At 62.6% G+C, this 23,861-nt stretch carries 24 protein-coding genes; 9 read left to right on the forward strand and 15 right to left on the reverse strand.

Going from position 1 to position 23,861, the window contains the following annotated elements; translation table 11 throughout:
- The first annotated feature begins 13 nt into the window (after nt 1-13).
- Genes APH34_RS23735 through APH34_RS23750 form a run of 4 tightly spaced genes read left to right on the forward strand, consistent with a single transcriptional unit; the run spans nt 14 to nt 4,214 of the window.
- Nucleotides 14-1,054 (forward strand): ABC transporter ATP-binding protein, encoded by a 1,041-nt coding sequence (locus tag APH34_RS23735; RefSeq protein ID WP_054903223.1) that lies wholly within the window; start codon nt 14-16, stop codon nt 1,052-1,054.
- A gap of 1 nt (nt 1,055) precedes the next feature.
- Nucleotides 1,056-1,976: an ABC transporter permease gene (locus tag APH34_RS23740; RefSeq protein ID WP_054903224.1), complete on the forward strand. Its 921-nt coding sequence runs from the start codon at nt 1,056-1,058 to the stop codon at nt 1,974-1,976.
- Complete coding sequence (locus APH34_RS23745) at nt 1,966-2,772, forward strand: ABC transporter permease (RefSeq protein WP_054903225.1); 807 nt, start codon at nt 1,966-1,968, stop codon at nt 2,770-2,772. The genes APH34_RS23740 and APH34_RS23745 overlap by 11 nt, the downstream gene beginning before the upstream one ends.
- Before the next feature lie 17 nt (nt 2,773-2,789).
- On the forward strand, nt 2,790-4,214 hold the full coding sequence (locus tag APH34_RS23750; protein WP_054903226.1) for a gamma-aminobutyraldehyde dehydrogenase: 1,425 nt from the start codon (nt 2,790-2,792) through the stop codon (nt 4,212-4,214).
- A 90-nt stretch (nt 4,215-4,304) separates the two neighbouring features.
- On the opposite strand, the gene APH34_RS23755 is transcribed toward APH34_RS23750, so the two are convergent.
- The 3 genes from APH34_RS23755 to APH34_RS23765 form a co-directional block, all read right to left on the reverse strand.
- Nucleotides 4,305-5,411 (reverse strand): NADH:flavin oxidoreductase/NADH oxidase, encoded by a 1,107-nt coding sequence (locus APH34_RS23755; RefSeq protein ID WP_054903227.1) that lies wholly within the window; start codon nt 5,409-5,411, stop codon nt 4,305-4,307.
- A 152-nt stretch (nt 5,412-5,563) separates the two neighbouring features.
- Nucleotides 5,564-7,273, reverse strand: a complete 1,710-nt coding sequence (recJ, locus tag APH34_RS23760) for a single-stranded-DNA-specific exonuclease RecJ (RefSeq protein ID WP_054903228.1) — start codon at nt 7,271-7,273, stop codon at nt 5,564-5,566.
- 8 nt (nt 7,274-7,281) lie between these two features.
- The gene (locus tag APH34_RS23765) at nt 7,282-7,824 is read right to left on the reverse strand and encodes a YaeQ family protein (protein ID WP_054903229.1); all 543 of its coding nucleotides are present in this window, start codon (nt 7,822-7,824) and stop codon (nt 7,282-7,284) included.
- 133 nt (nt 7,825-7,957) lie between these two features.
- On the opposite strand from APH34_RS23765, the gene APH34_RS23770 reads away from it, so the two are divergent.
- Both APH34_RS23770 and APH34_RS23775 read left to right on the forward strand, forming a co-directional pair.
- Entirely contained in the window at nt 7,958-9,157 is a 1,200-nt protein-coding gene (locus APH34_RS23770; RefSeq protein WP_054903230.1) for a CaiB/BaiF CoA-transferase family protein, read from the forward strand.
- 14 nt (nt 9,158-9,171) lie between these two features.
- Nucleotides 9,172-10,029: a TIGR02285 family protein gene (locus APH34_RS23775; protein WP_054903231.1), complete on the forward strand. Its 858-nt coding sequence runs from the start codon at nt 9,172-9,174 to the stop codon at nt 10,027-10,029.
- A gap of 127 nt (nt 10,030-10,156) precedes the next feature.
- Here APH34_RS23775 and APH34_RS23780 read toward each other — a convergent pair whose 3' ends face one another.
- The 12 genes from APH34_RS23780 to ffh all read right to left on the reverse strand — a co-directional run bounded on the left by APH34_RS23780 (nt 10,157) and on the right by ffh (nt 19,977).
- Nucleotides 10,157-10,438: a DUF3509 domain-containing protein gene (locus tag APH34_RS23780; protein ID WP_054903232.1), complete on the reverse strand. Its 282-nt coding sequence runs from the start codon at nt 10,436-10,438 to the stop codon at nt 10,157-10,159.
- Between the two features lie 79 nt (nt 10,439-10,517).
- A complete protein-coding gene (locus tag APH34_RS23785; RefSeq protein ID WP_054903233.1) occupies nt 10,518-10,916 on the reverse strand; it encodes a histidine kinase in 399 nt (132 codons plus the stop codon).
- Nucleotides 10,917-11,045: 129 nt separating this feature from the next.
- The gene (gene thrC, locus APH34_RS23790; protein WP_054903234.1) at nt 11,046-12,455 is read right to left on the reverse strand and encodes a threonine synthase; all 1,410 of its coding nucleotides are present in this window, start codon (nt 12,453-12,455) and stop codon (nt 11,046-11,048) included.
- A 159-nt stretch (nt 12,456-12,614) separates the two neighbouring features.
- The gene (locus tag APH34_RS23795) at nt 12,615-13,919 is read right to left on the reverse strand and encodes a homoserine dehydrogenase (protein WP_054903235.1); all 1,305 of its coding nucleotides are present in this window, start codon (nt 13,917-13,919) and stop codon (nt 12,615-12,617) included.
- An 82-nt stretch (nt 13,920-14,001) separates the two neighbouring features.
- A complete protein-coding gene (locus APH34_RS23800; protein WP_054903236.1) occupies nt 14,002-14,763 on the reverse strand; it encodes a thioredoxin fold domain-containing protein in 762 nt (253 codons plus the stop codon).
- A 152-nt stretch (nt 14,764-14,915) separates the two neighbouring features.
- The gene (gene xerD, locus APH34_RS23805; protein ID WP_054903237.1) at nt 14,916-15,812 is read right to left on the reverse strand and encodes a site-specific tyrosine recombinase XerD; all 897 of its coding nucleotides are present in this window, start codon (nt 15,810-15,812) and stop codon (nt 14,916-14,918) included.
- A gap of 108 nt (nt 15,813-15,920) precedes the next feature.
- Nucleotides 15,921-16,328 carry an acyl-CoA thioesterase gene (locus tag APH34_RS23810; protein WP_054903238.1) on the reverse strand — a complete coding sequence of 136 codons (408 nt, stop codon included), beginning with the start codon at nt 16,326-16,328 and terminating at the stop codon, nt 15,921-15,923.
- Nucleotides 16,329-16,422: 94 nt separating this feature from the next.
- Complete coding sequence (rplS, locus tag APH34_RS23815; protein ID WP_029613346.1) at nt 16,423-16,773, reverse strand: 50S ribosomal protein L19; 351 nt, start codon at nt 16,771-16,773, stop codon at nt 16,423-16,425.
- Between the two features lie 42 nt (nt 16,774-16,815).
- Nucleotides 16,816-17,568 (reverse strand): tRNA (guanosine(37)-N1)-methyltransferase TrmD, encoded by a 753-nt coding sequence (trmD, locus tag APH34_RS23820; protein ID WP_054903239.1) that lies wholly within the window; start codon nt 17,566-17,568, stop codon nt 16,816-16,818.
- A 3-nt stretch (nt 17,569-17,571) separates the two neighbouring features.
- Nucleotides 17,572-18,108 (reverse strand): ribosome maturation factor RimM, encoded by a 537-nt coding sequence (gene rimM, locus APH34_RS23825; RefSeq protein WP_054903240.1) that lies wholly within the window; start codon nt 18,106-18,108, stop codon nt 17,572-17,574.
- 5 nt (nt 18,109-18,113) lie between these two features.
- Nucleotides 18,114-18,365, reverse strand: coding sequence for a 30S ribosomal protein S16 (rpsP, locus tag APH34_RS23830; RefSeq protein WP_008094480.1), 252 nt, complete (start codon nt 18,363-18,365; stop codon nt 18,114-18,116).
- A 235-nt stretch (nt 18,366-18,600) separates the two neighbouring features.
- Complete coding sequence (ffh, locus tag APH34_RS23835) at nt 18,601-19,977, reverse strand: signal recognition particle protein (RefSeq protein WP_012270758.1); 1,377 nt, start codon at nt 19,975-19,977, stop codon at nt 18,601-18,603.
- A gap of 273 nt (nt 19,978-20,250) precedes the next feature.
- On the opposite strand from ffh, the gene APH34_RS23840 reads away from it, so the two are divergent.
- From APH34_RS23840 to APH34_RS23850, 3 genes are all read left to right on the forward strand, one after another.
- Nucleotides 20,251-21,060 (forward strand): inner membrane protein YpjD, encoded by an 810-nt coding sequence (locus APH34_RS23840; protein ID WP_054903241.1) that lies wholly within the window; start codon nt 20,251-20,253, stop codon nt 21,058-21,060.
- A gap of 9 nt (nt 21,061-21,069) precedes the next feature.
- The gene (locus APH34_RS23845; RefSeq protein WP_054903242.1) at nt 21,070-22,275 is read left to right on the forward strand and encodes a transporter associated domain-containing protein; all 1,206 of its coding nucleotides are present in this window, start codon (nt 21,070-21,072) and stop codon (nt 22,273-22,275) included.
- A gap of 276 nt (nt 22,276-22,551) precedes the next feature.
- Nucleotides 22,552-23,850, forward strand: a complete 1,299-nt coding sequence (locus APH34_RS23850) for an MFS transporter (protein WP_054903243.1) — start codon at nt 22,552-22,554, stop codon at nt 23,848-23,850.
- Nucleotides 23,851-23,861: the final 11 nt, after the last annotated feature.

Below are 23,861 nucleotides of genomic sequence, written 5' to 3' on the forward strand. Positions count from 1 at the left end.
CTGAGTACCGCCTATGCCGCTAGCAGTCCAGTTCACCCAGGTGTCGCGCACCTTCGGTGAGGTCAAGGCCGTCGATCAGGTCAGCATCGACATCGAAGACGGCGAATTCTTCTCCATGCTCGGCCCTTCCGGCTCGGGCAAGACCACCTGCCTGCGCCTGATCGCCGGCTTCGAACAACCCAGCAGTGGTTCGATCCGCATCCATGGCAGCGAGGCCACCGGTGTGCCGCCCTACCAGCGTGACGTCAACACTGTGTTCCAGGACTACGCGCTGTTCCCGCACATGAATGTGCTGGACAACATCGCCTACGGCCTCAAGGTCAAGGGTGTGGCCAGGGCCGAACGCCATGCGCGCGCCGATGAGGCCCTGGCGATGGTGGCCCTGGCCGGCTATGGCGGGCGTAAACCGGCGCAACTGTCCGGGGGCCAGCGCCAGCGCGTTGCCCTGGCCCGTGCCTTGGTCAATCGCCCCCGGGTCCTGTTGCTCGACGAGCCGCTTGGGGCTCTGGACCTTAAACTGCGCGAACAAATGCAGGGCGAGCTGAAGAAACTGCAGCGTCAGCTGGGCATTACCTTCATCTTCGTGACCCACGACCAGACCGAGGCGTTGTCGATGTCCGACCGGGTTGCGGTGTTCAACCGCGGCCGCATCGAACAGGTAGATACCCCGCGTAACCTCTACATGCAACCGGCGACCACCTTCGTTGCCGAGTTCGTCGGCACCTCCAACGTGGTGCGCGGCGACCTGGCCGAGCAGCTCAGCGGCAGCCGCTCGCCATTCTCCATTCGCCCCGAACACATTCGCCTGGGGGTAGCTGCCGACGCTGCGCACGAGGTCCAGCTCAGCGGCCTGCTGCGTGACGTCCAGTACCAGGGCAGCGCCACGCGTTATGAAGTGCAACTGGACAGCGGCCAGTTGTTGGCCGTAAGCCACGCCAACGACCGTTGGCAGGCGCAGCCGCAACCCTGGCAAGCCGGCCAGCGTGTGCAACTGCGCTGGCCACGCGAAGCGATGACGGCGCTGCAGGAAACCGTCCTGGCCGAGGGCCGCTGACATGAGCCACTCGAGCCTGTCGCGCAGGTTTTCCACCCTGCTCTACCGGCGCCCCAATCTCTACCTGGCGCTGCTGCTGATCCCGCCGCTGACGTGGTTTGGGGCCATCTACCTGGGTTCGCTGCTCAACCTGCTCTGGCAAGGTTTCTACACCTTCGACGATTTCACCATGGCAGTCACCCCGACGCTGACCCTGGACAACTTCGCCGCCCTGTTCAACCCGTCCAATTTCGACATCATCCTGCGCACCCTGGCCATGGCCGTGGCAGTGTCGCTGGCAAGCGCGGTGCTGGCCTTTCCCATCGCCTACTACATGGCGCGCTATACCACCGGCAAGACCAAGGCGTTTTTCTACATCGCGGTGATGATGCCGATGTGGGCCAGCTACATCGTCAAGACCTATGCCTGGACGCTACTGCTGGCCAAAGGCGGCGTGGCGCAGTGGTTCATCCAGCAACTGCACCTGGACGCACTGCTGCAAGCGGTGCTGGCGTTACCTGGGGTGGGCGGCAGTACACTGTCGACCTCACACCTGGGGCGTTTCATGGTGTTCGTGTACATCTGGCTGCCGTTCATGATCCTGCCGGTGCAAGCTTCACTGGAACGCCTGCCACCGTCCTTGCTGCAGGCGTCGGCCGACCTGGGCGCCAGGCCCGGTCAGACGTTCTTCCAGGTGGTCCTGCCGCTGTCGATACCGGGCATTGCCGCAGGCTCGATCTTCACCTTTTCGCTCACCCTGGGCGACTTCATCGTGCCCCAGCTGGTTGGCCCTCCCGGCTACTTCATCGGCAGCATGGTCTACGCCCAGCAAGGGGCGATCGGCAACATGCCAATGGCCGCGGCGTTCACCCTGGTGCCGATCGTGCTGATTGCCTTGTACCTGTCCATCGTCAAGCGCCTGGGGGCCTTCGATGCACTCTGAAAACGCTTCGCTGGGCCTGCGCCTGGCGGCCTGGGGCGGGTTGCTGTTCCTGCACTTCCCGATCCTGATCATCATCCTGTACGCCTTCAACACCGAAGACGCAGCGTTCAGCTTCCCGCCCAAAGGCCTTACCTTAAAATGGTTCGCCGTGGCCTTCACCCGGCCGGATGTGCTCGAGGCCATCAAGCTGTCGCTGCAGGTCGCCTGCCTGGCCACGCTGATCGCCCTGGTGCTCGGCACGCTGGCTTCTGCGGCGCTGTACCGGCGCAGCTTCTTTGGCAAGGAAAGCATCTCGCTGATGCTGATCCTGCCGATCGCCCTGCCCGGCATCATTACCGGCATCGCCTTGCTTTCAGCGTTCAAGACCTTGGGCATCGAACCTGGGGTGTTCACCATCGTCGTCGGCCACGCGACCTTCTGCGTGGTGATCGTCTACAACAACGTGATCGCCCGCCTGCGGCGCACCTCGCAAAGCCTGATCGAAGCCTCGATGGACCTGGGCGCCGACGGCTGGCAGACCTTCCGCTACATCATCCTGCCCAACCTCGGTTCGGCGCTGTTGGCCGGCGGCATGCTGGCCTTCGCCTTGTCGTTCGACGAAATCATCGTCACCACCTTCACCGCCGGCCATGAGCGCACCCTGCCAATCTGGTTGCTCAACCAGCTCAGCCGCCCGCGCGACGTACCCGTGACCAATGTGGTTGCCATGCTGGTGATGCTGGTGACCATGCTGCCGATCCTCGGCGCCTACTACCTGACCCGCGGCGGCGAAAGCGTCGCAGGCAGCGGTAAATGACCCACAAGGAGCCCCCGATGCAAACCCATATGCTGATCAATGGCCGCCTGGTCGCCGGCGATGGCCCTGCCTGGACAGTCCTCAACCCGGCCGAAGGCAGTGCCCTGGCGCAAATCAACGAAGCCAGCGAAGCCCAGGTCGATACCGCCGTGCGCGCTGCCGACCAGGCTTTCGACGGCTGGTCACAGACTAGCCCCAAAGAGCGCTCGCTGGCCCTGCTGGCGCTGGCCGATACCATCGAGGCGCACGCCGATGAACTGGCCAGGCTGGAGTCGCAGAACTGCGGCAAACCCTTCAGCGCCGCCCTGAACGATGAGATCCCTGCCATCGCCGATGTGTTCCGCTACTTCGCCGGCGCCGCTCGCTGCCTCGGTGGTTCGGCGGCAGGCGAATACCTGCCGGGGCACACCTCGATGATCCGCCGAGACCCGCTTGGCGTGGTGGCCTCGATCGCACCCTGGAACTACCCCCTGATGATGCTGGCGTGGAAGGTCGCCCCTGCCCTGGCCGCAGGCAACACCGTGGTGATCAAGCCCTCGGAACTGACCCCACTGACGGCCCTGCGCCTGGGCGAACTGGCCAAGGACCTGCTGCCTGCCGGAGTCCTCAACATCCTCTTCGGCCGTGGGCAGAGCGTCGGCAGCCCGCTGGTCACCCATCCCAAGGTGCGCATGGTGTCGCTGACCGGTTCTATCCCCACCGGCGCGCACATCATCGGCGCCACCGCCGACAGCGTGAAGCGCATGCACATGGAGCTGGGGGGCAAGGCGCCGGTGCTGGTGTTCGATGATGCCGACATCGATGCCGCCATCGACGGTATCCGTACCTTCGGTTTCTACAACGCTGGCCAGGACTGCACCGCAGCCTGTCGCCTGTATGTGCAGGCCGGTATCTACGAGCGTTTCGTCGAGCGCCTGGGCACGGCGGTGGCCAGCCTGAAAACCGGCCTGCAGGACGCCGAGGATACCGAACTTGGTCCGCTGATCAGCGCCCAACACCGTGACAAGGTAGCCGGCCTGGTCGGCCGTGCCATCGCCCAACCGCACATTCGCCTGGTCACCGGGGGCAAGGCGTTGCCCGGCAATGGCTTCTTCTTCGAACCGACGGTGCTGGCCGATGCCCTGCAGGACGACGAGATCGTACGCCATGAGGTATTCGGGCCGGTGGTGTCGGTAACGCGCTTCACCGATGAAGCCCAGGCTCTGGAGTGGGCCAACGACTCGGAGTACGGCCTGGCCTCATCGGTATGGACCCGCGACACCGGCCGCGCCCATCGCCTGGCGGCGCGCCTGCAGTATGGCTGCACCTGGGTCAACACCCACTTCATGCTGGTCAGTGAAATGCCCCATGGCGGGCAGAAGCATTCGGGGTATGGGAAGGATATGTCGATGTATGGCCTGGAGGACTACACCTGTGTGCGGCATGTGATGATCAAGCACTAGCCCACGTTCGTTCCACCGCCCTCCTCGCAGGTACCTCACCCACCTTGAGATTGGTGAGGTACCTGTGAAAGAGGCCAGCTCGGCTAGAGCCTAATCCCGCAAATCCGACTCGTGAATCGGGTTGGCCCGGCTGGTCGCGCGCTGGTACTGCGCAGGCCAGGTAGCTTTGTTGCCGCCCAGGTCGTCGTCGGCGTGCAGGGGCCAGTACGGGTCTCGCAACAGTTCACGGGCCAGGAAGATCAGGTCGGCCTGCCCGGTGCGCAGGATGTGTTCGGCCTGTGCAGGTTCAGTGATCATGCCGACCGTGCCCGTGGCGATTTCCGACTCCTTGCGCACGCGCTCGGCGAAACGTGTCTGGTAGCCAGGGCCGGTAGGAATCTCGGCGTTCATTGAAGTACCACCAGAGGACACGTCGATCAGGTCCACGCCCAACACACGTAGCCTGCGCGCCAGCTCGACGGTTTCGTCCGGGTTCCAGCCGTCTTCTACCCAATCAGTCGCCGAAACACGAACGAAAAGAGGCAGTTCCTGCGGCCAGACCTTGCGCACCGCCTCGGTTACCTCGAGGGTCAGGCGGATGCGGTTTTCGAAGCAACTGCCGTATTCGTCACGGCGCTGGTTGCTCAGCGGCGAGAGGAACTGGTGCAGCAGGTAGCCGTGGGCAGCGTGGATTTCCACCACCTTGAAGCCTGCCTGCAATGCCCGTTCGGTCGCTGCGACGAACGCTGCGACGACCTCCTGGATTTCACCCTTGCTCAACTCTCGCGGTACCGTGTGCTCCGGGTCGAAGGCAATCCTTGACGGCCCCACCGGCTCCCAGCCACCGTCTTCGGGCTTGACGCTGCCATGCTTGCCCAGCCAGGGGCGATGGGTACTGGCCTTGCGCCCAGCGTGGGCCAGCTGGATGCCCGGGACGGCACCTTGGGCGGTGATGAAGCGGGTAATTCGTTGCAGTGGCGCGACCTGCTCATCGTTCCACAGGCCCAGGTCCTCGGCAGTGATGCGGCCATCGGCAGTCACGGCCACTGCTTCGCTGATGACCAGGCCGGCCCCTCCTACCGCACGGCTGCCAAGGTGAACAAGATGCCAGTCGTTGGCCAGGCCATCGACGGCAGAATACTGGCACATCGGCGAAACGGCGATGCGGTTGGGCAACGTCAGCTGACGCAGGGTGTAAGGCTCGAGCAGCAGGCTCATGAGGGCACCTCCCAAGGACTCCAATGGTGATCCGGCCCGGGCACTGATGCACGACGCTGGCCCGATATCGGTCATTCATCAGACTAGACCAGAATGCTAGCCGGGTAGGTCCATGGGATTTGCAATTGCCTGCATCACCTGAGCCCGAGCGCTCAGCGCGGCTCCATGTGGGCAATCATCAGTTGTACGGTTTCATTGCCGCGGAACTCGTTCACATCCAGCTTGTACGCCAGCTCCACCCAACGCACGGTCGGGTTCGGCCATACTTCGCGGTCGATGCCGAAGGCAATGCCGTCCAGGCGTACCGAGCCGCACTCGCTCTTGAGCACCACCTTCAGGTGCCGCTCGCCCACCACCCGCTGCTCGACCAACTGGAACACCCCGTGGAACAGCGGCTCGGGGAAGTGCTGCCCCCAAGGCCCGGCATGACGCAAGGCCTTGGCCAGGTCGAGGTGGAATTCCTCCACTGCCAGGCTGCCATCGGACAACAGGCGCCCGGTGAGGTCCTCCTCGCGCAGCTGGCGCCGCACTTCTTCGTCGAACGCCTCGGCGAAGGCCGTGAAGTTGCCTTCCGGCAGCGACAAACCGGCCGCCATGGCATGCCCGCCGAACTTGCTGATCAACTGCGGATGGCGCGCGGCCACCGCATCCAGCGCGTCGCGGATATGGAACCCAGGCACCGAGCGCGCCGAGCCCTTGAGCATGCCGTCGCCGGCATCGGCAAAGGCGATGGTCGGCCGGTGGTAGCGCTCCTTCAGGCGCGAGGCAAGAATGCCGATCACCCCTTGGTGCCAGTCAGCATCGAACAGGCACAAACCATATGGCATCGACTCGACGGGCAAGTCCTTGAGCTGGGCCAGCGCCTCGCGTTGCATGCCCTGCTCGATCGACTTGCGGTCCTGGTTCAGGTCATCCAGCTGCTGGGCCATGTCCTGGGCCAAGGCCGGGTCTTCGCACAGCAGGCATTCGATGCCCAGGCTCATGTCATCCAGGCGCCCGGCAGCGTTCAATCGTGGGCCGAGGATGAAACCGAGGTCGGTCGAGGTAATCCGCCGGTGATCGCGGCGGGCCACTTCGAGAATGGCTTTCAGCCCTGGTCGGGCGCGGCCGGCGCGGATGCGCTCAAGGCCTTGGTGCACCAGTATGCGGTTGTTGGCGTCCAGCGGCACCACATCGGCGACACTGCCCAGCGCCACCAAATCGAGCAGTTCGCCAATGTTCGGCTGTGGTTGCGTCTCGTAGCGCCCAAGGCTGCGCAAGCGAGCGCGCAGGGCCATCAACACATAGAAGATGACCCCTACCCCGGCCAGCGACTTGCTTGGGAAGCTACAGCCCGGCTGGTTGGGATTGATGATGGCATCGGCGTCGGGCAACTGTTCGCCCGGCAGGTGGTGATCGGTGACCAGCACCTTGAGCCCAGCGGCCTTGGCTGCCGCCACCCCGTCGACGCTGGAAATGCCGTTATCCACGGTAATCAGCAACTGCGGCTGGCGCTGCAGCGCCACCTCGACGATTTCCGGGGTCAGGCCGTAGCCGTACTCGAAGCGGTTGGGTACCAGGTAATCGACATGGGCCGCGCCCAGCAGGCGCAGGCCCAGCACGCCGACGGTACTGGCCGTGGCACCGTCGGCATCGAAGTCACCGACGATGAGGATGCGCTGGCGCTGGTCGAGGGCTGCGACCAGCAGATCCACACCGGCCTCGATGCCCTTGAGTTGCTGGTACGGCAGCAAGCGTGCCAGGCTCTTGTCCAGTTCAGCCTCGCTCTGCACGCCGCGCGCGGCGTACAAGCGGGTCAGCAAGGGTGGCAGATTACCCAGAAATGGCAGGGTCGGCGGCAGAGGACGGGGTTCGATACGCATGGGTTGCTTCAGCCACGCTCACCGAGCAGCCACTGCAGTTGCACTTCATGCTGGCCACGGTCGTCAGTGACGAATACCGTGCCTTCACTGATCATCACGTCCCACTTGATGCTGCGCGGCATATCGGTCGCCAGGGTTTCCAACACCTCTTGCGGTACCGCGGCAATGCTCAGGTTTTTCAGGTTCTTGACCGCACTCACCACCTTGCCTTCCCACACCCGCAGGCTGCCGTAGGCCAGCAGGCTGGTGCGTTCGGTACGACGCGAGCACCAGGTCAGGCGATCAGCATCGGGTTGGCCGACTTCAATCCAGTGCAACACGCGATCATCCAGGCTTTTTTCCCACAGTGCCGGCTCATCGACATCCGACAGGCCTCGACCGAACGACAAGTTCTCGTTGAACCAGAGCGCGTACGCCAACAGACGAACGGCCATCCGCTCTTCGGTTTCCGAAGGATGCCGGGCGATCGTCTGCTTGACGCTTTCGTAGACATTGCGATCAAGGTCGGTGAGATTCAATTCGAACTTGTAGGTGGTGGACGGCTGGGCCATGGTCAACGGGCTTCTTGCGCAAAGAAAAGTGACACAGTCTAACCGATCCTGATCCTCGCTGCGCCCGCAGCAGTATCTGCCGCTACAGAGCTATGATAAAACCACGGCTCTGCCCTGCTGCCACGGATGCCTCATGTCAACGCCCAGCAAACCTCTCGCCGGCCTCAAAGTCATCGAACTTGGCACCCTGATCGCCGGCCCGTTCGCCTCGCGCATCTGCGCTGAATTCGGCGCCGACGTGATCAAGGTCGAGTCGCCGGACGGCGGCGACCCGTTGCGCAAATGGCGCAAGCTCTACGAGGGTACGTCGCTGTGGTGGTTCGTGCAGGCCCGCAACAAGCAATCCCTGACGCTCAACCTCAAGCATCCCGAGGGACGCGAGATCCTCAAGCGACTGTTGGCCGACGCCGACATCCTCATCGAAAACTTCCGTCCCGGCGTACTGGAAAAGCTCGGCCTGGGCTGGGACGTGTTGCATGCACTGAACCCGCGCCTGGTGATGGTACGGCTGTCGGGCTTTGGCCAGACCGGGCCGATGAAAGACCAACCCGGCTTCGGCGCCGTGGGCGAGTCGATGGGTGGCCTGCGCTACATCACCGGCTTCGATGATCGTCCGCCAGTGCGCACCGGTATCTCCATCGGCGATTCGATTGCCGCGCTGTGGGGCGTGATTGGCGCCCTGATGGCGCTGCGTCACCGTGAGGTCAACGGTGGCCAGGGCCAGGTCGTGGACGTGGCGCTGTACGAGGCGATCTTCGCCATGATGGAAAGCATGGTCCCGGAGTTCGACGTGTTTGGTTTCGTTCGCGAACGCACCGGCAACATCATGCCGGGCATCACGCCCTCCTCCATCCACACCAGCGCCGATGGCAAGCACGTGCAGATCGGCGCCAACGGCGACGCGATCTTCAAACGCTTCATGCAGGCCATCGGCCGCGCCGACCTGGCGCACGACCCGGCCCTGGCCAGCAACGATGGCCGCGACGCACGGCGCGACGAGCTGTACGGGGTGATCGACCGTTGGGCCAGCAGCTTGCCGCTGCACCAGGTCATGCAGGTGCTTACCGAGGCCGAAGTACCAGCCAGCCGCATCTACTCGGCAGAAGACATGTTCAGCGACCCGCAATACCTGGCCCGCGAGATGTTCCTGCATGCGCGCCTGCCCGACGGCAAACCGTTCAAGATGCCTGGCATCGTGCCCAAGCTCTCCGACACCCCGGGCAGCACCGAATGGGTGGGCCCGGCGCTGGGTGAGCATACCGATGCCTTGCTCAGCAGGCTGGGCTATGACAGCGCAGCTATCGCCATGCTGCGCCAATCGGGCACGGTCTGAGGTTGCCCTCAACAATGCGCGTGTTGAAGCTGCTCTGCGGGCTGCTGCTTGCCATGGCGACGGTGCCTGCACTGGCCAAGGAACGCTTGCTGTGGCTGATCCGCGACCTGCCGCCTTTCACCATTTTCGAGGGTACGGAAAAAGGCCAGGGGGTGATCGACCAGATGTTGCCGCTGTTGATCAAGCAGATGCCCGAGTACGACCACTCCATCGTGCGGGTCAACCGGGCACGCGGCATCCAGATGTTGCAGGACACAAGCTACTTCATCTGCGACCCTACACTGCTGTGGACACCGGAACGCGCGACATTCGTACACTTTTCCAAACCCACACTGGGCGTAATGAGCGGCGGTCTGGTGGTGCGCAAGCAAGACGCGGCAATGCTCGCACCTTTTCTCGATGGCCAGCAGGTCGATCTCAAGGGGTTGCTGAGCAGCACACAGCTCAAACTTGGCATCGTCGCCGAACGCAGCTATAGCACACAGATCGACGACACCCTGCGGCAACTGCCTGACGCGGCCCTCAGCCGACATTATGGCAACGAGGCCACCGCCAGCCTGCTGCAGATGCAGCGGCTTGGGCGCCTGCAACTGGTACTTGGCTATTGGCCGGAAGTGCGTTACCTGATTCAGCAGCAAGGAGGCTCGCTGGACGACTATCGGTTCCACCCGATAAAAGGCGTGAGCCCCTACCATTTCCTGCATGTAGGCTGCTCTGACACACCTCAGGGCCACCAGGCCGTGACGCATATCGACCAGTTGTTACCGGCGCTACGCCGGGACACACTGCAAGCGCTGTATGCACGATGGCTGGACCCGGAACTGCGGGCAGACTACCTGGAACAAAGCAGCCAGTTCTTCGAAAGCAGATAAAAAGAAACCCCGGTCGCTGGGGAAGACGCCCGGGGTCAATCGAAAGTCCATGTGGACTTCCCGCGACGGCCGGCCCGCACCGGAGCTGTGTGCTGGCTGGCTGCCGTTACTGCCTCTGATCGGTCACTCAGGCAAAGGTTCCCTGCGGCTGCTGACGCTGCTGCAATGCAGCGATAACGCAAGGCTGCAAGCGGCCCTCGGCAATCTGCAAATCACGGTGCAAGCCGTCGACCAGGTCGATCAGCAGGCGTTGCTCCTGTAACTGGCGCTGGCTGACTGTGCGCTGCAAGGTGGGGCTACCCAGGCTGTCGAACACGGTCAATTGGCGGTTGCCGCTGGCATCCACGGTACCAAGTTCGGTCTGGTAGGGGCTCAGGGCGTCGTTGAGCAGTCTGCAGATTCTTTCCATCCGGATCACTCGCTGCGTGGTGGGACATGAAGGAACTGACCAGCAAGCGCAGCGAAAAGTTCGTTACGCCGCCGCTGTTTCAGCGAGCATGCGTGGGCGATGTGACCCTTTGAATACGCTGCAATGCCTGCTGCCAGCGCAGCACCGGCAAGGGCCAGGGCAAATCGGCCAGCACCCACAGGCCACGCCGCTGGGCCTCTTTGGCAAGGTCTGGGCGATGGCTGCTGGCACGGCCAACGAACAGCAGGGCCCGTGAAGACCGGTTGCGCTCGATGTGCTCGAGCACGGTCAGGCCATCGTTCATCGAATGATCGAGAATAAGCAGGTCAGCACTGCCACGGCGGGCCAGGCAGGCATTCAGCTCAGTCAAGCCGTCAGTGACGCGAACGTCGAAAACCCCCAAGGCGTTGCAGGCCTGGTGCAGGAGGATCTGGTGGGAAGGCCGTGCCTGGTGAATCAACACGTAGGGCTGATGCATGAGCCGCTCCTGGGAGAAGGACCGGCCACTCTATGCAAGGCGCCAAGCGCCTTACATAGGACAATTCCGAAAACTATCGCGGAAAAGGTGGAGAAACAAGGGCCGCGCAGCGGCCCCCTGCCACACGACTTAAAGCGGCTTGCCGCGATTACCGTGTTGACTGACAAAGGCTTGAACCGCCTTCAGGTCATTCGCCAGAACCGTGCAGCGCTCTTCGCGGCTGAACAGGTCGGCCAAGTGCACTGGCAGCTCCAGCGCCTTGCCGACGCCGGCCTTCTCCACCGCTTCCGGGAACTTGACCGGATGGGCAGTGCCCAGCACCACCATCGGCGTGTCCAGGCTGCGACGGCACTCGCGGGCGGCCTTGACGCCAATCGCGGTATGCGGGTCGAGCACCTCACCGGTACTGGCAAAGACCTCGGCGATGGTTTCGCAAGTCTGCTCGTCGCTGACGGCCAGTGAGTCGAACAGCTTACGCGCTTCGGTCCAACGGTCCTGGTCGACGCTGAAACCGCCACCTTGCTTGAAGTTGGCCATCAGTTCGCCGATAGCGGCACCGTTGCGCCCATGCAGGTCGAACAGCAGGCGCTCGAAGTTGGACGAAACCATGATGTCCATCGACGGCGACAGGGTCGCGTGCAGGGTCTCCTTGACGTACTGGTTGCCGCTCATGAAGCGGTGCAGGATGTCGTTGCGGTTGGTTGCCACGACCAGTTGGCTCACCGGCAGGCCCATGTTGCGCGCCAAGTAGCCCGCGAAGATGTCGCCGAAGTTGCCGGTAGGTACCGAGAAGGCAACCGAACGGGCCGGGCCACCCAGCTGCAGTGCGGCATGGAAGTAATAGACGATCTGGGCCATGATCCGCGCCCAGTTGATCGAGTTGACCGCTACCAGGCGGGTGCCCTTGAGGAACGACTGGTCGGCGAAACTGGCCTTGACCATCTCCTGGCAGTCGTCGAAGTTGCCCTCGATGGCGATGTTATGGATGTTGTCGCCAAAGATGGTGGTCATCTGCCGGCGCTGTACTTCCGAAACGCGCTGGTGCGGGTGAAGGATGAAGATATCGACGTTGTCGCAACGACGGCAGCCTTCGATGGCCGCAGAGCCGGTGTCGCCACTGGTGGCGCCGATGATCACCACACGCTCGTTGCGCTTGGCCAGCACGTGATCGAGCAGGCGGCCGAGCAGTTGCAGAGCGAAGTCCTTGAAGGCCAGCGTCGGGCCATGGAACAGCTCGAGCACCCACTCGTTGCTGTTCAGCTGACGCAGCGGTGCCACCGCGGCGTGGGCGAACTCACCGTAGGTCTCTTCAAGGATTTTCTTGAAATCGGCATCGGCGATGCTGCCTTCGACAAACGGGCGCATGACGCGCAAGGCCAGCTCGTGATACGGCAGCCCGGCCCACGAGGCGATTTCTTCCTGGGTGAAGCGTGGCAGGTTTTCTGGCACATACAGGCCGCCATCGCTGGCCAGGCCTGCCAGCAGGACGTCTTCGAAATTCAGGGCCGGTGCCTGGCCGCGGGTACTGATATATCGCATATGCAAACCTTCGGTTTGAGCGGCAAGTTGCAAGGTGCAGGCTACAAGAAAAAGCGGATCGGCATTTTTCCTGCGTGCTACACCCTCCCTTGCCACGAATGTAATCGGTTCAAAGCTTCAACCCCGTACTGCGCTTGTTCGCAGCTGAGAGCCTGGAGCTTAATTGAGCTGCTCGACGCGGATGCGCACGACCTTGCCGACCACATCCTGCAAGGCTTCCAGGGCGACAATAGCGTCGTTGATACGTTGTTCGACCACACCGTGGGTCAGCAGGATCATCGGCACCAGGCCATCCTGTTCCTCAGCTTCCTTCTGCATGATCGACTCGATGTTGATGCCACGCTCCGACAGGATGCTCGCCACCTGTGCCAGCACCCCCGGGTGATCCTTGGCCTGAATGCGCAGGTAGTACGCGCTTTCGCAGGCTTCGATTGGCAGGATCGGGTGAGCCGACAGGGCATCAGGCTGGAAGGCCAGGTGCGGTACACGGTTTTCCGGGTCGGAGGTCATGGCGCGGACCACATCCACCAGGTCGGCAACCACCGAGGAAGCCGTCGGTTCCATACCGGCACCGGCGCCGTAGTACAGCGTGGAACCGGCGGCATCGCCATTGACCATTACAGCGTTCATCACACCATTGACGTTGGCGATCAGGCGGTCGCTCGGGATCAGCGTCGGGTGCACGCGCAGCTCGATGCCTTCGGCCGTGCGGCGGGCAACCCCCAGGTGCTTGATGCGGTAGCCAAGGGCCTCGGCATAGTTCACATCGGCCGTGGTCAGCTGGGTGATACCCTCGGTGTAGGCCTTTTCGAACTGCAACGGAATGCCAAAGGCGATGGACGCCAGAATGGTCAGCTTGTGGGCGGCATCGATACCTTCGACGTCGAACGTCGGGTCGGCCTCGGCATAGCCCAGCGCCTGGGCTTCGGCCAGCACGTCGGGGAACGCACGGCCTTTTTCGCGCATCTCGGTGAGGATGAAGTTACCGGTGCCATTGATGATGCCGGCCAGCCAGTTGATGCGGTTGGCCGATAGCCCTTCGCGGATGGCCTTGATCACTGGGATGCCGCCTGCGACTGCCGCTTCGAACGCGACAATGACGCCCTTCTCGCGAGCCTTGGCGAAGATTTCGTTGCCATGCACGGCGATCAGCGCCTTGTTTGCGGTCACCACGTGCTTGCCGTTTTCGATGGCCTTGAGTACCAGGTCACGGGCAATGGTGTAGCCACCGATGAGTTCGATGACAATGTCGATCTGCGGGTTGCTTGCAACGTCGAACACATCAGCGGTAATGGGGGTACCGGTAATCTGACAGTTCGGGTTCTGCGAGCGCATGGCGATCTGTGCCACTTCAATACCGCGCCCGGCACGGCGGGCAATCTCCTCGGCGTTGCGCTGAAGTACATTGAAGGTACCGCCACCGACGGTCCCCAACCCACAGATGCCTACTTTGACCGGTTTCACTGTGAACTCCCCATTGAACGGACGGCACCTGCGCCGACCGTGAAACATGCCGTCACCCCATGACGACGGCGTACTGAATGAATTACTTGGTCGCTTGCTGCTGGCTGGCAAGGGCCAGCTTGGCCACTTGCGGCGCTGGCTGGTAGCCCGGGATCACCTGGCCGCTTTCAAGCACGATCGCCGGCGTACCGTTGACGCCGATCGACTGCCCCAGCTGGAACTGCTTGCCGACCGGGTTGGCGCACTTGGCGGCCTTGATTTCCTTGCCATCGATCATCTTGTCCAGCGCCGCGCGGCGGTCGCTGGAGCACCACACCGCCTGCAACTGCTCATCACCCGGCGAGCCCAGGCCCTGACGCGGGAAGGCGACATAACGCACTTCGATACCGCGACGGTTCAGCTCGGGCACTTCGGCGTGCAGCTTGTGGCAATACGGGCAGGTGGTGTCGGTGAAGACGGTGATGTGCGACTTGGTTTCGCCCTTGGCAGGATAAACCACCATCTCGGCGGCCGGAATGCCATTGATGAGCTTGGCGACGCCCAAGCGTTCGGTCTTCTCGGTCAGGTTGACCGGCTTGCCATCCTGGATCTGGAACAGGTAGCCCTGCATCACGAACTGGCCATCGGCGCTGGCATACAGCACGCGGCCGCCCTGCAGCTTGACCTCATAGAGGCCGCTGACTGGGCTGCTGGCAACGCTTTCTACCGGTACTTCCAGTTCCAGGTTCTGCAACGACTTGCGAATAGCCTGCTCGGCACCGGCATTGGTATCGGTGGCCGCGGCAACGGCGAAGGTACTGGCCAACGCCAACGCGGCGGCGGCGAACATCTGGGTCACGCGCATGGGAACTCCTGAAGGCGGACAGGGGCCGGAGGGCGTCGCCTGCGCAAAAACGCGGCGACCGTGCGGCCCTTGGTGCAAACCGCCCAAGCCTACCACAACACGCTGCCAATGAAGGGGTCTGCAGGTGCCGGTTGGCGGATCATGAAAATCATTCATCCACGCGGGTGGTGCTGGGCGTGCAACTGCTGCAAGCGGGCCTTGGCCACATGGGTGTAGATCTGCGTGGTCGACAGGTCACTGTGGCCCAGCAGCATCTGCACCACCCGCAGGTCGGCGCCGTGGTTGAGCAAGTGGGTGGCAAAGGCATGGCGCAGGGTGTGCGGTGACAGAGGCTTGTCGATCCCGGCAACGCGCGCCTGGTGCTTGATACGGTGCCAGAAGGTCTGGCGGGTCATCTGCTCGCCACGCTGACTGGGGAACAGCACGTCGCTGGGCCGCCCGTTGAGCAACTCGGCGCGGCCATCGCGCAGGTAGCGCTCGAGCCACAGCACCGCCTCCTCGCCCATCGGCACCAGGCGCTCCTTGCTGCCTTTGCCCATCACCCGCAGTACGCCCTGGCGCAGGTTGACCTGGTCGAGGGTCAGGCTGACCAGCTCGGTGACCCGCAGGCCGCAGGCATACAGCACCTCGAGCATGGCGCGGTCACGCTGGCCGATGGCTTCGCCCAGGTCCGGGGCCTGCAACAAGGCTTCAACGTCGGCTTCCGATAGCGACTTGGGCAAGGGTTTACCCAGTTGCGGCATTTCCACCTGCAGGGTCGGGTCGACAGCGATCAGCTTTTCGCGCAGCAAGTAGCGAAAGAACCCCCGCAGGCCAGAGAGGAAACGCGCGGTGGAACGCGGCTTGTAGCCCTGGTCGAGGCGCCAGGCCAAGTGATCGAGGATCAAGTCACGGCCAGCATCGGGCAGGGTTACGGCGTGCTCCTGCAGCCAACCGTTGAACAGGGCCAAATCGCTGCGGTAGGAGACGCGGGTGTTATCGGACAGGCCTTTTTCAAGCCACAGGGCATCGAGAAACTGATCGATCAGGGGGTGGTCCAGGGCAGGCATGCGCGGGGGGCTTAGTAATGAGAGGTCGACAGTGTTTCACAGCAGGTTGTGGTTGTCTGTACTGGCCCTATCGCCGGCAACCCGGCGATAGGGCCAGTACAGGAAGCTTCAGGGCTGCGGCAACACCGGCACCGGACGTTTGTCCTCGTCGATGGCCACAAAGCTGAATACTCCATGGATCGCTCGCTCGCGGCCATCCAGGTACATGTTCTCGACAAACACATCCACCTGTACCTGCAAGCTGGTATTGCCAACCTTGATCACCGTGCCCACCAACTCCACGATCGAGCCCGCCGGGATCGGGTGCTTGAAGTCGATACGGTCGGTGGACACCGTTACCAGGGGCAAGCGGCAGAAGCGCGTAGCGGCGATGAACGACACTTCGTCCATCCATGCCAGTGCGGTACCGCCGAACAGGGTGTTGTGGTGGTTGGTGGTGTTGGGGAACACCGCCTTGGTCACGCGGGTCACCGACAGCTCGGTGCGGCGCTGGATTTCCTGGTCTCGGGTAGTCATGTCGGTCACATCTGAAGGGGTTCAAAACGCAAAAAAGCAGCCCGAAGGCTGCTTTTTTCTCGCTAGGCGGCCAGGGCCGCCAGGCAAACTGTACTCAGGACAGTTTTTCCTTGATGCGAGCGGCTTTGCCGGACAGGTCGCGCAGGTAGTACAGCTTGGCTTTACGCACGTCACCACGACGTTTCACGGCCAGGCTGTCGATCTGCGGGCTGTAGGTCTGGAAGGTACGCTCAACGCCAACGCCGCTGGAGATTTTGCGCACGGTGAAGGCGCTGTTCAGACCGCGGTTACGCTTGGCGATAACGACGCCTTCGAACGCCTGCAGACGGGAACGCTCACCTTCCTTCACTTTAACCTGGACGACGATGGTGTCGCCTGGTGCGAAGGCTGGGATTTCCTTGCTCATCTGCTCGGCTTCGAGCTGCTGGATGATCTTGTTGGTCATGCTGTGCTCCTAAGATGGATACGTGATCCACCATCGATACGTTTAACTATCGTCCCGCTCGCGGAGATATTCCTCGAGCAGCTTCTTCTCTTCTCCAGAAAGCGAGCGACTTTCCAGAAGATCGGCGCGTCGTTCGAAGGTCCTACCAAGGGACTGCTTCATCCTCCAACGCCGGATGTGTGCATGGTTGCCACTGAGCAACACGTCGGGAACACGCTGATCCGCATACACCTCAGGTCGGGTGTAGTGCGGGCAATCGAGCAGACCGTCAGTGAAGGAATCTTCCTCCGCCGAGTCCACATGCCCTAAAGCTCCGGGCAGCAGCCGTGTAACCGCATCGATCAGTACCATGGCCGGCAGCTCGCCACCGGAAAGCACATAGTCACCAATCGACCACTCCTCATCGACATGAGCCTCGATAAAGCGCTCGTCGATGCCTTCATAACGACCGGCGATCAGAATCAGCGATTGCTGTTCAGCCAGGCCTTTGACCGCTTGCTGAGTCAGCTTGCGGCCTTGCGGCGAAAGGTAGATCACCTTTGCCGATGCTCCGGTCGCTTGCCTGGCGCTAACCAGGGCGTCTTCCAGAGGCTTGATTTTCATCACCATGCCCGGACCACCGCCAAACGGCCGATCATCCACGGTATGGTGGCGATCTGTGGTGTAGTCCCGCGGGTTCCAGCAAGTCACCTGAAGCAACCCCTGTTTCACCGCGCGGCTGGTAATGCCGTACTCCGTGATGGCCGAGAACATCTCGGGAAACAACGTGATGACGTCTACGCGAAGGTTTCCCATCGTTTAGAAGTCCGCGTCCCACTCAACCCGCATCACGCCTGCTTCCAGGTCGATTGCCAGCACACATTGCTCCGTATAGGGCAACAAACGCTCGCGATCATCCAGGCTGCCTGCGCAGGGTTTGACCACCATTACATCGTTCGCACCGGTCTCCAACAGGTGATCGACCTTGCCGAACAGTTGTTCGTCCTGGTTGATGACCTTCAGCCCCTGCAACTGGTACCAGTAGTACTCGTCGACGGGCAGGTTGGGCAAAAGGCTCCGCGGGATGCAGATTTCGAAGCCGCTCAGAAGACGGGCTTCATCACGATCATCGAGGCCTTTCAATTTCACGACCAGGCCCTTTTGGGAGCCACGACCGCTGACCAGCTCGACCTGCTTTACCTTGCCTTCGTGCCGAAGCGTCCAGCGTGGATAATCCAACAGGTTTTCAATCGGATCGGTAAAGGAATACACCTTCACCTCGCCGCGAACGCCGTGAACCGAAAAAATCTTGCCAACGACGATGAGGTCGTCAGCCTTTTCTGGCGTCGCGTTCATATGACTCAGGCAGCGGCCTTGGCAGCGTCCTTCAGCAGCTGAGCAACACGCTCAGACGGCTGCGCGCCCTGGCTCAGCCAGTAGGTGACGCGTTCCTGGTTGACCGACAGCTTGACTTCGGCGCCCGATGCGATCGGGTTGAAGAAGCCAACGCGCTCAACGAAACGGCCGTCACGGGCGTTACGCGAGTTGGTCACGGTCAGGTGGTAGAAAGGGCGCTTTTTCGAGCCGCCACGGGCAAGACGAATGGTTACCATGTGAACATCGTTCCTATAGTCGGTGCTGCAAATCTGAATGCCAAATAGGCACACGGGTGCCCAAAAGGCCGCATATTCTCAGGGAATACACGGACATTTGCAAATGCCTTTTTCGGCAGGGCCTTGCCTTGCCGTTCAGATTTGCCGGTTAAGCCACGGATTTCGCGGCCGTTACCCGCCGCAGCGGGGGTTCTGAGCGTTCCATCTGTTAACAGACGAACGCCCGGAATAAGGGTTACAGCTTCGGCATGCCGCCACCGGGCAGCATCCCGCCAAGGCCGCGCATCATTTTGGCCATGCCGCCTTTGGCAGAGAATTTCTTCATCATCTTCTGCATCTGCTTGTGCTGCTTGATCAGCCGGCCGATGTCCTGCACCTGGGTGCCAGAACCCAAGGCGATACGGCGCTTGCGCGAGCCGCTGATCAGGTCAGGGTCGCGACGTTCGGCCGGGGTCATCGAGTTGATGATCGCTTCCATCTGCTTGAACTGCTTCTCGGCCGCACCCTGGGCGTTGCCCATCTGCGACAGGTTGACCCCGCCGATGCTCGGCAGCTTGTCCATCAGGCCACCGAGGCCGCCCATGTTTTTCATCTGCTGCAACTGGTCGCGGAAGTCCTCGAGGTCGAAGCCCTTGCCTTTCTTCAGCTTCTTGGCCAGCTTGTCGGCCTTGGCCTTGTCGATGGTCTGCTCGGCCTGCTCGATCAGACTGAGCACGTCGCCCATGCCGAGGATGCGCGAAGCGACGCGGTCCGGGTGGAAGGGTTCGAGGGCTTCGGTCTTCTCGCCCATACCGATAAACTTGATCGGTTTGCCGGTAATGGCACGCACCGACAGCGCGGCACCGCCACGGGCATCACCGTCGACCTTGGTCAGCACCACACCGGTCAGCGGCAGGGCTTCGCCAAAGGCCTTGGCAGTGTTGGCGGCGTCCTGGCCGGTCATGGCGTCGACCACGAACAGGGTCTCGATCGGCTTGACCGCGGCATGCAGAGCCTTGATCTCGTCCATCATGTCGGCGTCGATGTGCAGACGGCCGGCGGTATCGACGATGACCACGTCGATGAACTTGAGCTTGGCTTCGCGGATCGCCGCCTCGGCGATGGCCACCGGCTTCTGGCTGATGTCGGACGGGAAGAAGGTCACGCCGATGTCGTTGGCCAGTGTCTCCAACTGCTTGATCGCCGCCGGGCGATAGACGTCGGCCGACACCACCATCACGCTCTTCTTCTTACGCTCCTTGAGGAAGCGCGCCAGCTTGCCGGCGGTGGTGGTCTTACCGGCACCTTGCAAGCCGGCCATCAGCACCACGGCAGGCGGCGCGGCGTTCAGCGCGAGGTCCTCGTTGGCCGCGCCCATCAGGCTTTCCAGCTCGGCCTGGACGATCTTCACGAACGCCTGGCCCGGGGTCAGGCTGCGCGACACCTCGGTGCCGACCGCACGTTCCTTGACGCTGTTGACGAAATCCTTGACCACCGGCAGCGCAACGTCGGCCTCGAGCAGGGCCATGCGCACTTCGCGCAACGTATCCTTGATGTTGTCTTCAGTCAGCTTGGCCTTGCCGGTGACATGGCGCAGCGTCTGTGACAGGCGGTCGGTCAGGTTTTCGAACATGGTGATCCTTTCAGGCCCAGTAAAAGCCGAGATTCGTCAGGCGCCCAGGTGAAAATGCACACGCGCTGGGCACAGCAAGGCGGCGATTATAGCGAAGACCGGCGGCAACGCACACCTTGGCTTCCCAGCGGTGGGCTGCAAGCGTGACGGTGCGAGAAATGCAGCCATCTCACGAATCTGTCTTTGCGTGCAGCGTGAGGCTTGCACCTCACTAGCCCCCCCGGCGCGATCTATGCCAAACTCCGTCTCTTTAAGGCTCGCCAACCAGCACTTATGGTCTCCTCACCCAGCCTCATCCCCAACCTGATCGCCGCCGGCCTTTATATAGCAGCGACCGTCTATCAGGGTTCGCGACTGGCCCAGTCGAACAAAGCCGACAAACGGCTGCTTGGTTTGCTCGGCGCCCTTGCCGTAATTGCCCAGGGCGGGGCCCTGTTCTTCCAGTTGATCACCCCGCTCGGCCTGAGCCTGGACTTCTTCAGCGCCGCTAGCCTGATCGCCGTGGCAGTCATTGCCCTGACCCTGTTGGCCTGCCTGCGCATCCCCGTCGAGAACCTGCTGGTGCTGCTGTTCCCGCTCGGCGCAGTAACAGCGTTGCTGGCGCAGTTCGCACCGCCTGGCACCGTACCGCTGATCAACGAAGAACCGGGCATTCTTGCCCATATTCTGCTGTCGATCCTGGCCTACGGGCTATTCACCATCGCGGTGTTCCAGTCGCTGCTGCTGCTGTTGCAGGACCGCCAGTTGAAGAACAAGCACCCTTCCGGCCTGATCCGCAACTTCCCGCCGCTGCAGACCATGGAAAGCCTGTTGTTCGGCTTCCTCTGGGCAGGCTGGTGCCTGCTGTCGCTGTCGCTGATTTCCGGTTGGCTGTTCCTCGACAACCTGTTCGCCCAGCACCTGGTGCATAAAACCTTGCTGGCCTGCGTTGCCTGGGTCGTGTTCAGCGTACTGCTGTGGGGCCGCACCCGCCTCGGCTGGCGTGGCCACAAGGCGATCCGCTGGACGCTGGCCGGTTTCTGCCTGCTGATGCTGGCCTATTTCGGCAGCAAGCTGGTTCGCGAATTCATCCTGCATATCTGACGGTTGCCCATGGACACCCTGCCGTACGCTCCGCTACTCGGCATTCTGGCACTGGCGCTGCTCTGGTCGGCGCTGCTCACCGCCGTGGACACCGCCCGCCTGCAACTCAATGGCTCGCTACGCGCCGGCGAAGACGGCCAGCCCGCCTTGCCCACCCAGGCCCTGGTGCTCTGCGCCAGCCTGGGCAAGCTGTTGGTACTGGGCCTGGCCTGCTTGATCGGCCAGCGCTACAGCGGCGAGCACGGTTTCTGGCTGGCCGGCCTGGCCGCCGCCATGGCCTTGCTGATTTTTGCCGAATACCTTCCGCGGCGCCTTGCACGGCGCAACCCGCAAGCCATCGTCAGCCTCGGCGCAAGCCTGTTGAGGTTGCCGCTGGCACTCCTGCAGCCCTTGGCCTGCCTGCTGGACGGCTGTGCCAAGCTGATCCTGCGCCCGTTCCGCGTGCAACCCACAGCCGTGGCCCTGCACCCGCAGGAAGATGACGACTACGCCGAGGATGAAGACCTCGACACACCACGCCACGGCCTGCTGGATGGCCTGCAGTCCCTGGACAAGATCACCGTCAATGACATCCTGGTGCCGCGCAACGAAGTCGACGGCATCAACCTGGACGAGCCGATCGAGCGCATCATCGAGCAGTTGATCGTCAGCCGGCACACCCGTCTGCCGGTCTACCACAACGACATCAACCAGGTCGAAGCGATCCTCAACACCAAGCTGATCAGCCACCTGCTGCCCAAAGCCGAGCTGACCCTGGAAAAACTCCACAGCGCCTGCTACGAGCCCTATTTCGTACCGGAAAGTACGCCATTGCAGCTGCAGTTGCTGAACTTCCACAAACAACAACGCCGGCTGGGCGTGGTGGTGGACGAATACGGCGAGGTACAGGGTATCGTCACCCTCGAGGACATCCTCGAAGAGATCGTCGGGGAGTTCGAGGACGAGCACAGCCTGGACAACCCCCATGTACACCCACAAGCCGATGGTACCTTTGTCATCGAAGGTACAGCCTCGCTGCGGGAGATCAACCGTACCCTGGGTTGGCACCTGCCGTGCGACGGTGGCCCGAAGACCTTGAATGGGCTCGTCACCGAGGCCCTGGAGAGCATCCCGGAAAGCGCCGTCTGCCTGAAGATCGGCCGCTATCGCCTGGAGATCCTCGAAACAGAGGACAATTGCGCCAGCAAGGTACTGGTGTGGACCGTGACCCGATAGCTATACTCGGGTCACGCTTACCCAGCCCCGCCGTCCCGCCTGCTACCCGCACCCGGCGCCCCACGGCCAGTCCGCTCCACTGACACGCCCTGCGGTCCTGCTTCAACACCCCGAACAGTGCCCGCCCCGCCCCTATCCCCCTTGGGCTATCGTCAGTCGGGCGAGCAAAACAACAATACGCTCCGGCGTCTGCAAATGCGTGCCTGCCCTCTGTTGATGAGCGCGCCTTCGCGGGCCAAGCCATGGAGCACGATCCGACTGTTAGGGACCTACTTAATGACAACCAGCACTTATGCCCAAGCGCCTGCGGCGCCGGTCAACTCGCCCGCGCGGGTGGCCACCGCCAGCTTCATCGGCACGGCCATCGAGTTCTACGACTTCTACGTTTACGCCACCGCCGCCGCGCTGGTGATCGGTCCGGTGTTCTTCCCATCCGGTTCGGGCACCGCGCAAATGCTTGCGGCGTTCCTGACCTTCGGTATCGCCTTCCTCGCCCGACCCTTGGGCTCGGCGTTGTTCGGCCACTTTGGCGACCGCATCGGCCGCAAGTCGACCCTGGTCGCCTCGCTGCTGCTGATGGGCGTGTCGACCACGCTGATCGGCGTGCTGCCGGGCTACGACAGCATCGGCGTCTGGGCGCCGATCATTCTCTGCCTGCTGCGCTTTGGCCAGGGCCTGGGCCTGGGGGGCGAATGGGGTGGCGCGGCATTGCTGGCTACGGAAAACGCACCAGAAGGCAAGCGCGCGTGGTTTGGCATGTTCCCGCAGCTTGGCCCTTCGATCGGTTTTCTGGCGGCCAATGGCTTGTTCCTGACCTTGGCCCTGGTACTCAGCGACGAGCAGTTCCGCGAGTGGGGCTGGCGCATTCCGTTCCTGCTCAGCGCCGCGCTGGTGCTGGTTGGCCTGTATGTACGCCTGAAGCTCGAAGAAAGCCCGGTGTTCGCCAAGGCAGTGGCCCGTCACGAGCGGGTGAAAATGCCGGTGGTCGACCTGTTCTCCAAGTACTGGTTGCCAACCCTGCTGGGCGCTGCGGCCATGGTGGTGTGCTATGCGCTGTTCTACATCTCCACGGTCTTCTCGCTGAGCTACGGCGTGACCACGCTGGGCTACAGCCGCGAAACGTTCCTTGGCCTGCTGTGCTTCGCAGTGGTGTTCATGGCCTTGGCCACGCCGTTGTCGGCCTGGCTCAGCGACCGCTACGGGCGCAAGCCGGTGCTGATTGTCGGCGGCCTGCTGGCGATAGCTTCGGGCTTTACCATGGAACCGTTGCTGACCTCGGGTTCGACCACGGGGGTGGCGCTGTTCCTGGCCATCGAGCTGTTCCTGATGGGCGTGACCTTCGCCCCGATGGGCGCGTTGCTGCCCGAGCTGTTCCCGACCCACGTGCGGTATACCGGCGCGTCGGCGGCCTATAACCTCGGTGGCATCGTGGGGGCCTCGGCAGCGCCGTTCTTTGCTCAGAAACTGGTGAGCATGGGCGGTTTGAGCTGGGTGGGCGGTTACGTGTCGGGGGCAGCGGTGATCAGCCTGATCGCGGTGCTGTGCCTGAAAGAGACCCGTAATACGCAGCTGTAAGGTGCAAGCCA

Origin of the sequence: Pseudomonas sp. NBRC 111131, assembly GCF_001320525.1 — a bacterium.
Lineage (GTDB): Bacteria > Pseudomonadota > Gammaproteobacteria > Pseudomonadales > Pseudomonadaceae > Aquipseudomonas > Aquipseudomonas ceruminis.

Excerpts from the sequence above, each read along its gene's own strand:
- APH34_RS23735 (WP_054903223.1), top strand. The coding sequence starts at position 14 with ATGCCGCTAGCAGTCCAGTTCACCCAGGTGTCGCGCACCTTCGGTGAG.
- APH34_RS23740 (WP_054903224.1), top strand. The coding sequence starts at position 1,056 with ATGAGCCACTCGAGCCTGTCGCGCAGGTTTTCCACCCTGCTCTACCGG.
- APH34_RS23745 (WP_054903225.1), top strand. The coding sequence starts at position 1,966 with ATGCACTCTGAAAACGCTTCGCTGGGCCTGCGCCTGGCGGCCTGGGGC.
- APH34_RS23750 (WP_054903226.1), top strand. The coding sequence starts at position 2,790 with ATGCAAACCCATATGCTGATCAATGGCCGCCTGGTCGCCGGCGATGGC.
- APH34_RS23755 (WP_054903227.1), bottom strand. The coding sequence starts at position 5,411 with ATGAGCCTGCTGCTCGAGCCTTACACCCTGCGTCAGCTGACGTTGCCC.
- recJ (WP_054903228.1), bottom strand. The coding sequence starts at position 7,273 with ATGCGTATCGAACCCCGTCCTCTGCCGCCGACCCTGCCATTTCTGGGT.
- APH34_RS23765 (WP_054903229.1), bottom strand. The coding sequence starts at position 7,824 with ATGGCCCAGCCGTCCACCACCTACAAGTTCGAATTGAATCTCACCGAC.
- APH34_RS23770 (WP_054903230.1), top strand. The coding sequence starts at position 7,958 with ATGTCAACGCCCAGCAAACCTCTCGCCGGCCTCAAAGTCATCGAACTT.
- APH34_RS23775 (WP_054903231.1), top strand. The coding sequence starts at position 9,172 with ATGCGCGTGTTGAAGCTGCTCTGCGGGCTGCTGCTTGCCATGGCGACG.
- APH34_RS23780 (WP_054903232.1), bottom strand. The coding sequence starts at position 10,438 with ATGGAAAGAATCTGCAGACTGCTCAACGACGCCCTGAGCCCCTACCAG.
- APH34_RS23785 (WP_054903233.1), bottom strand. The coding sequence starts at position 10,916 with ATGCATCAGCCCTACGTGTTGATTCACCAGGCACGGCCTTCCCACCAG.
- thrC (WP_054903234.1), bottom strand. The coding sequence starts at position 12,455 with ATGCGATATATCAGTACCCGCGGCCAGGCACCGGCCCTGAATTTCGAA.
- APH34_RS23800 (WP_054903236.1), bottom strand. The coding sequence starts at position 14,763 with ATGCGCGTGACCCAGATGTTCGCCGCCGCCGCGTTGGCGTTGGCCAGT.
- xerD (WP_054903237.1), bottom strand. The coding sequence starts at position 15,812 with ATGCCTGCCCTGGACCACCCCCTGATCGATCAGTTTCTCGATGCCCTG.
- APH34_RS23810 (WP_054903238.1), bottom strand. The coding sequence starts at position 16,328 with ATGACTACCCGAGACCAGGAAATCCAGCGCCGCACCGAGCTGTCGGTG.
- rplS (WP_029613346.1), bottom strand. The coding sequence starts at position 16,773 with ATGACCAACAAGATCATCCAGCAGCTCGAAGCCGAGCAGATGAGCAAG.
- trmD (WP_054903239.1), bottom strand. The coding sequence starts at position 17,568 with ATGGGAAACCTTCGCGTAGACGTCATCACGTTGTTTCCCGAGATGTTC.
- rimM (WP_054903240.1), bottom strand. The coding sequence starts at position 18,108 with ATGAACGCGACGCCAGAAAAGGCTGACGACCTCATCGTCGTTGGCAAG.
- rpsP (WP_008094480.1), bottom strand. The coding sequence starts at position 18,365 with ATGGTAACCATTCGTCTTGCCCGTGGCGGCTCGAAAAAGCGCCCTTTC.
- ffh (WP_012270758.1), bottom strand. The coding sequence starts at position 19,977 with ATGTTCGAAAACCTGACCGACCGCCTGTCACAGACGCTGCGCCATGTC.
- APH34_RS23840 (WP_054903241.1), top strand. The coding sequence starts at position 20,251 with ATGGTCTCCTCACCCAGCCTCATCCCCAACCTGATCGCCGCCGGCCTT.
- APH34_RS23845 (WP_054903242.1), top strand. The coding sequence starts at position 21,070 with ATGGACACCCTGCCGTACGCTCCGCTACTCGGCATTCTGGCACTGGCG.
- APH34_RS23850 (WP_054903243.1), top strand. The coding sequence starts at position 22,552 with ATGACAACCAGCACTTATGCCCAAGCGCCTGCGGCGCCGGTCAACTCG.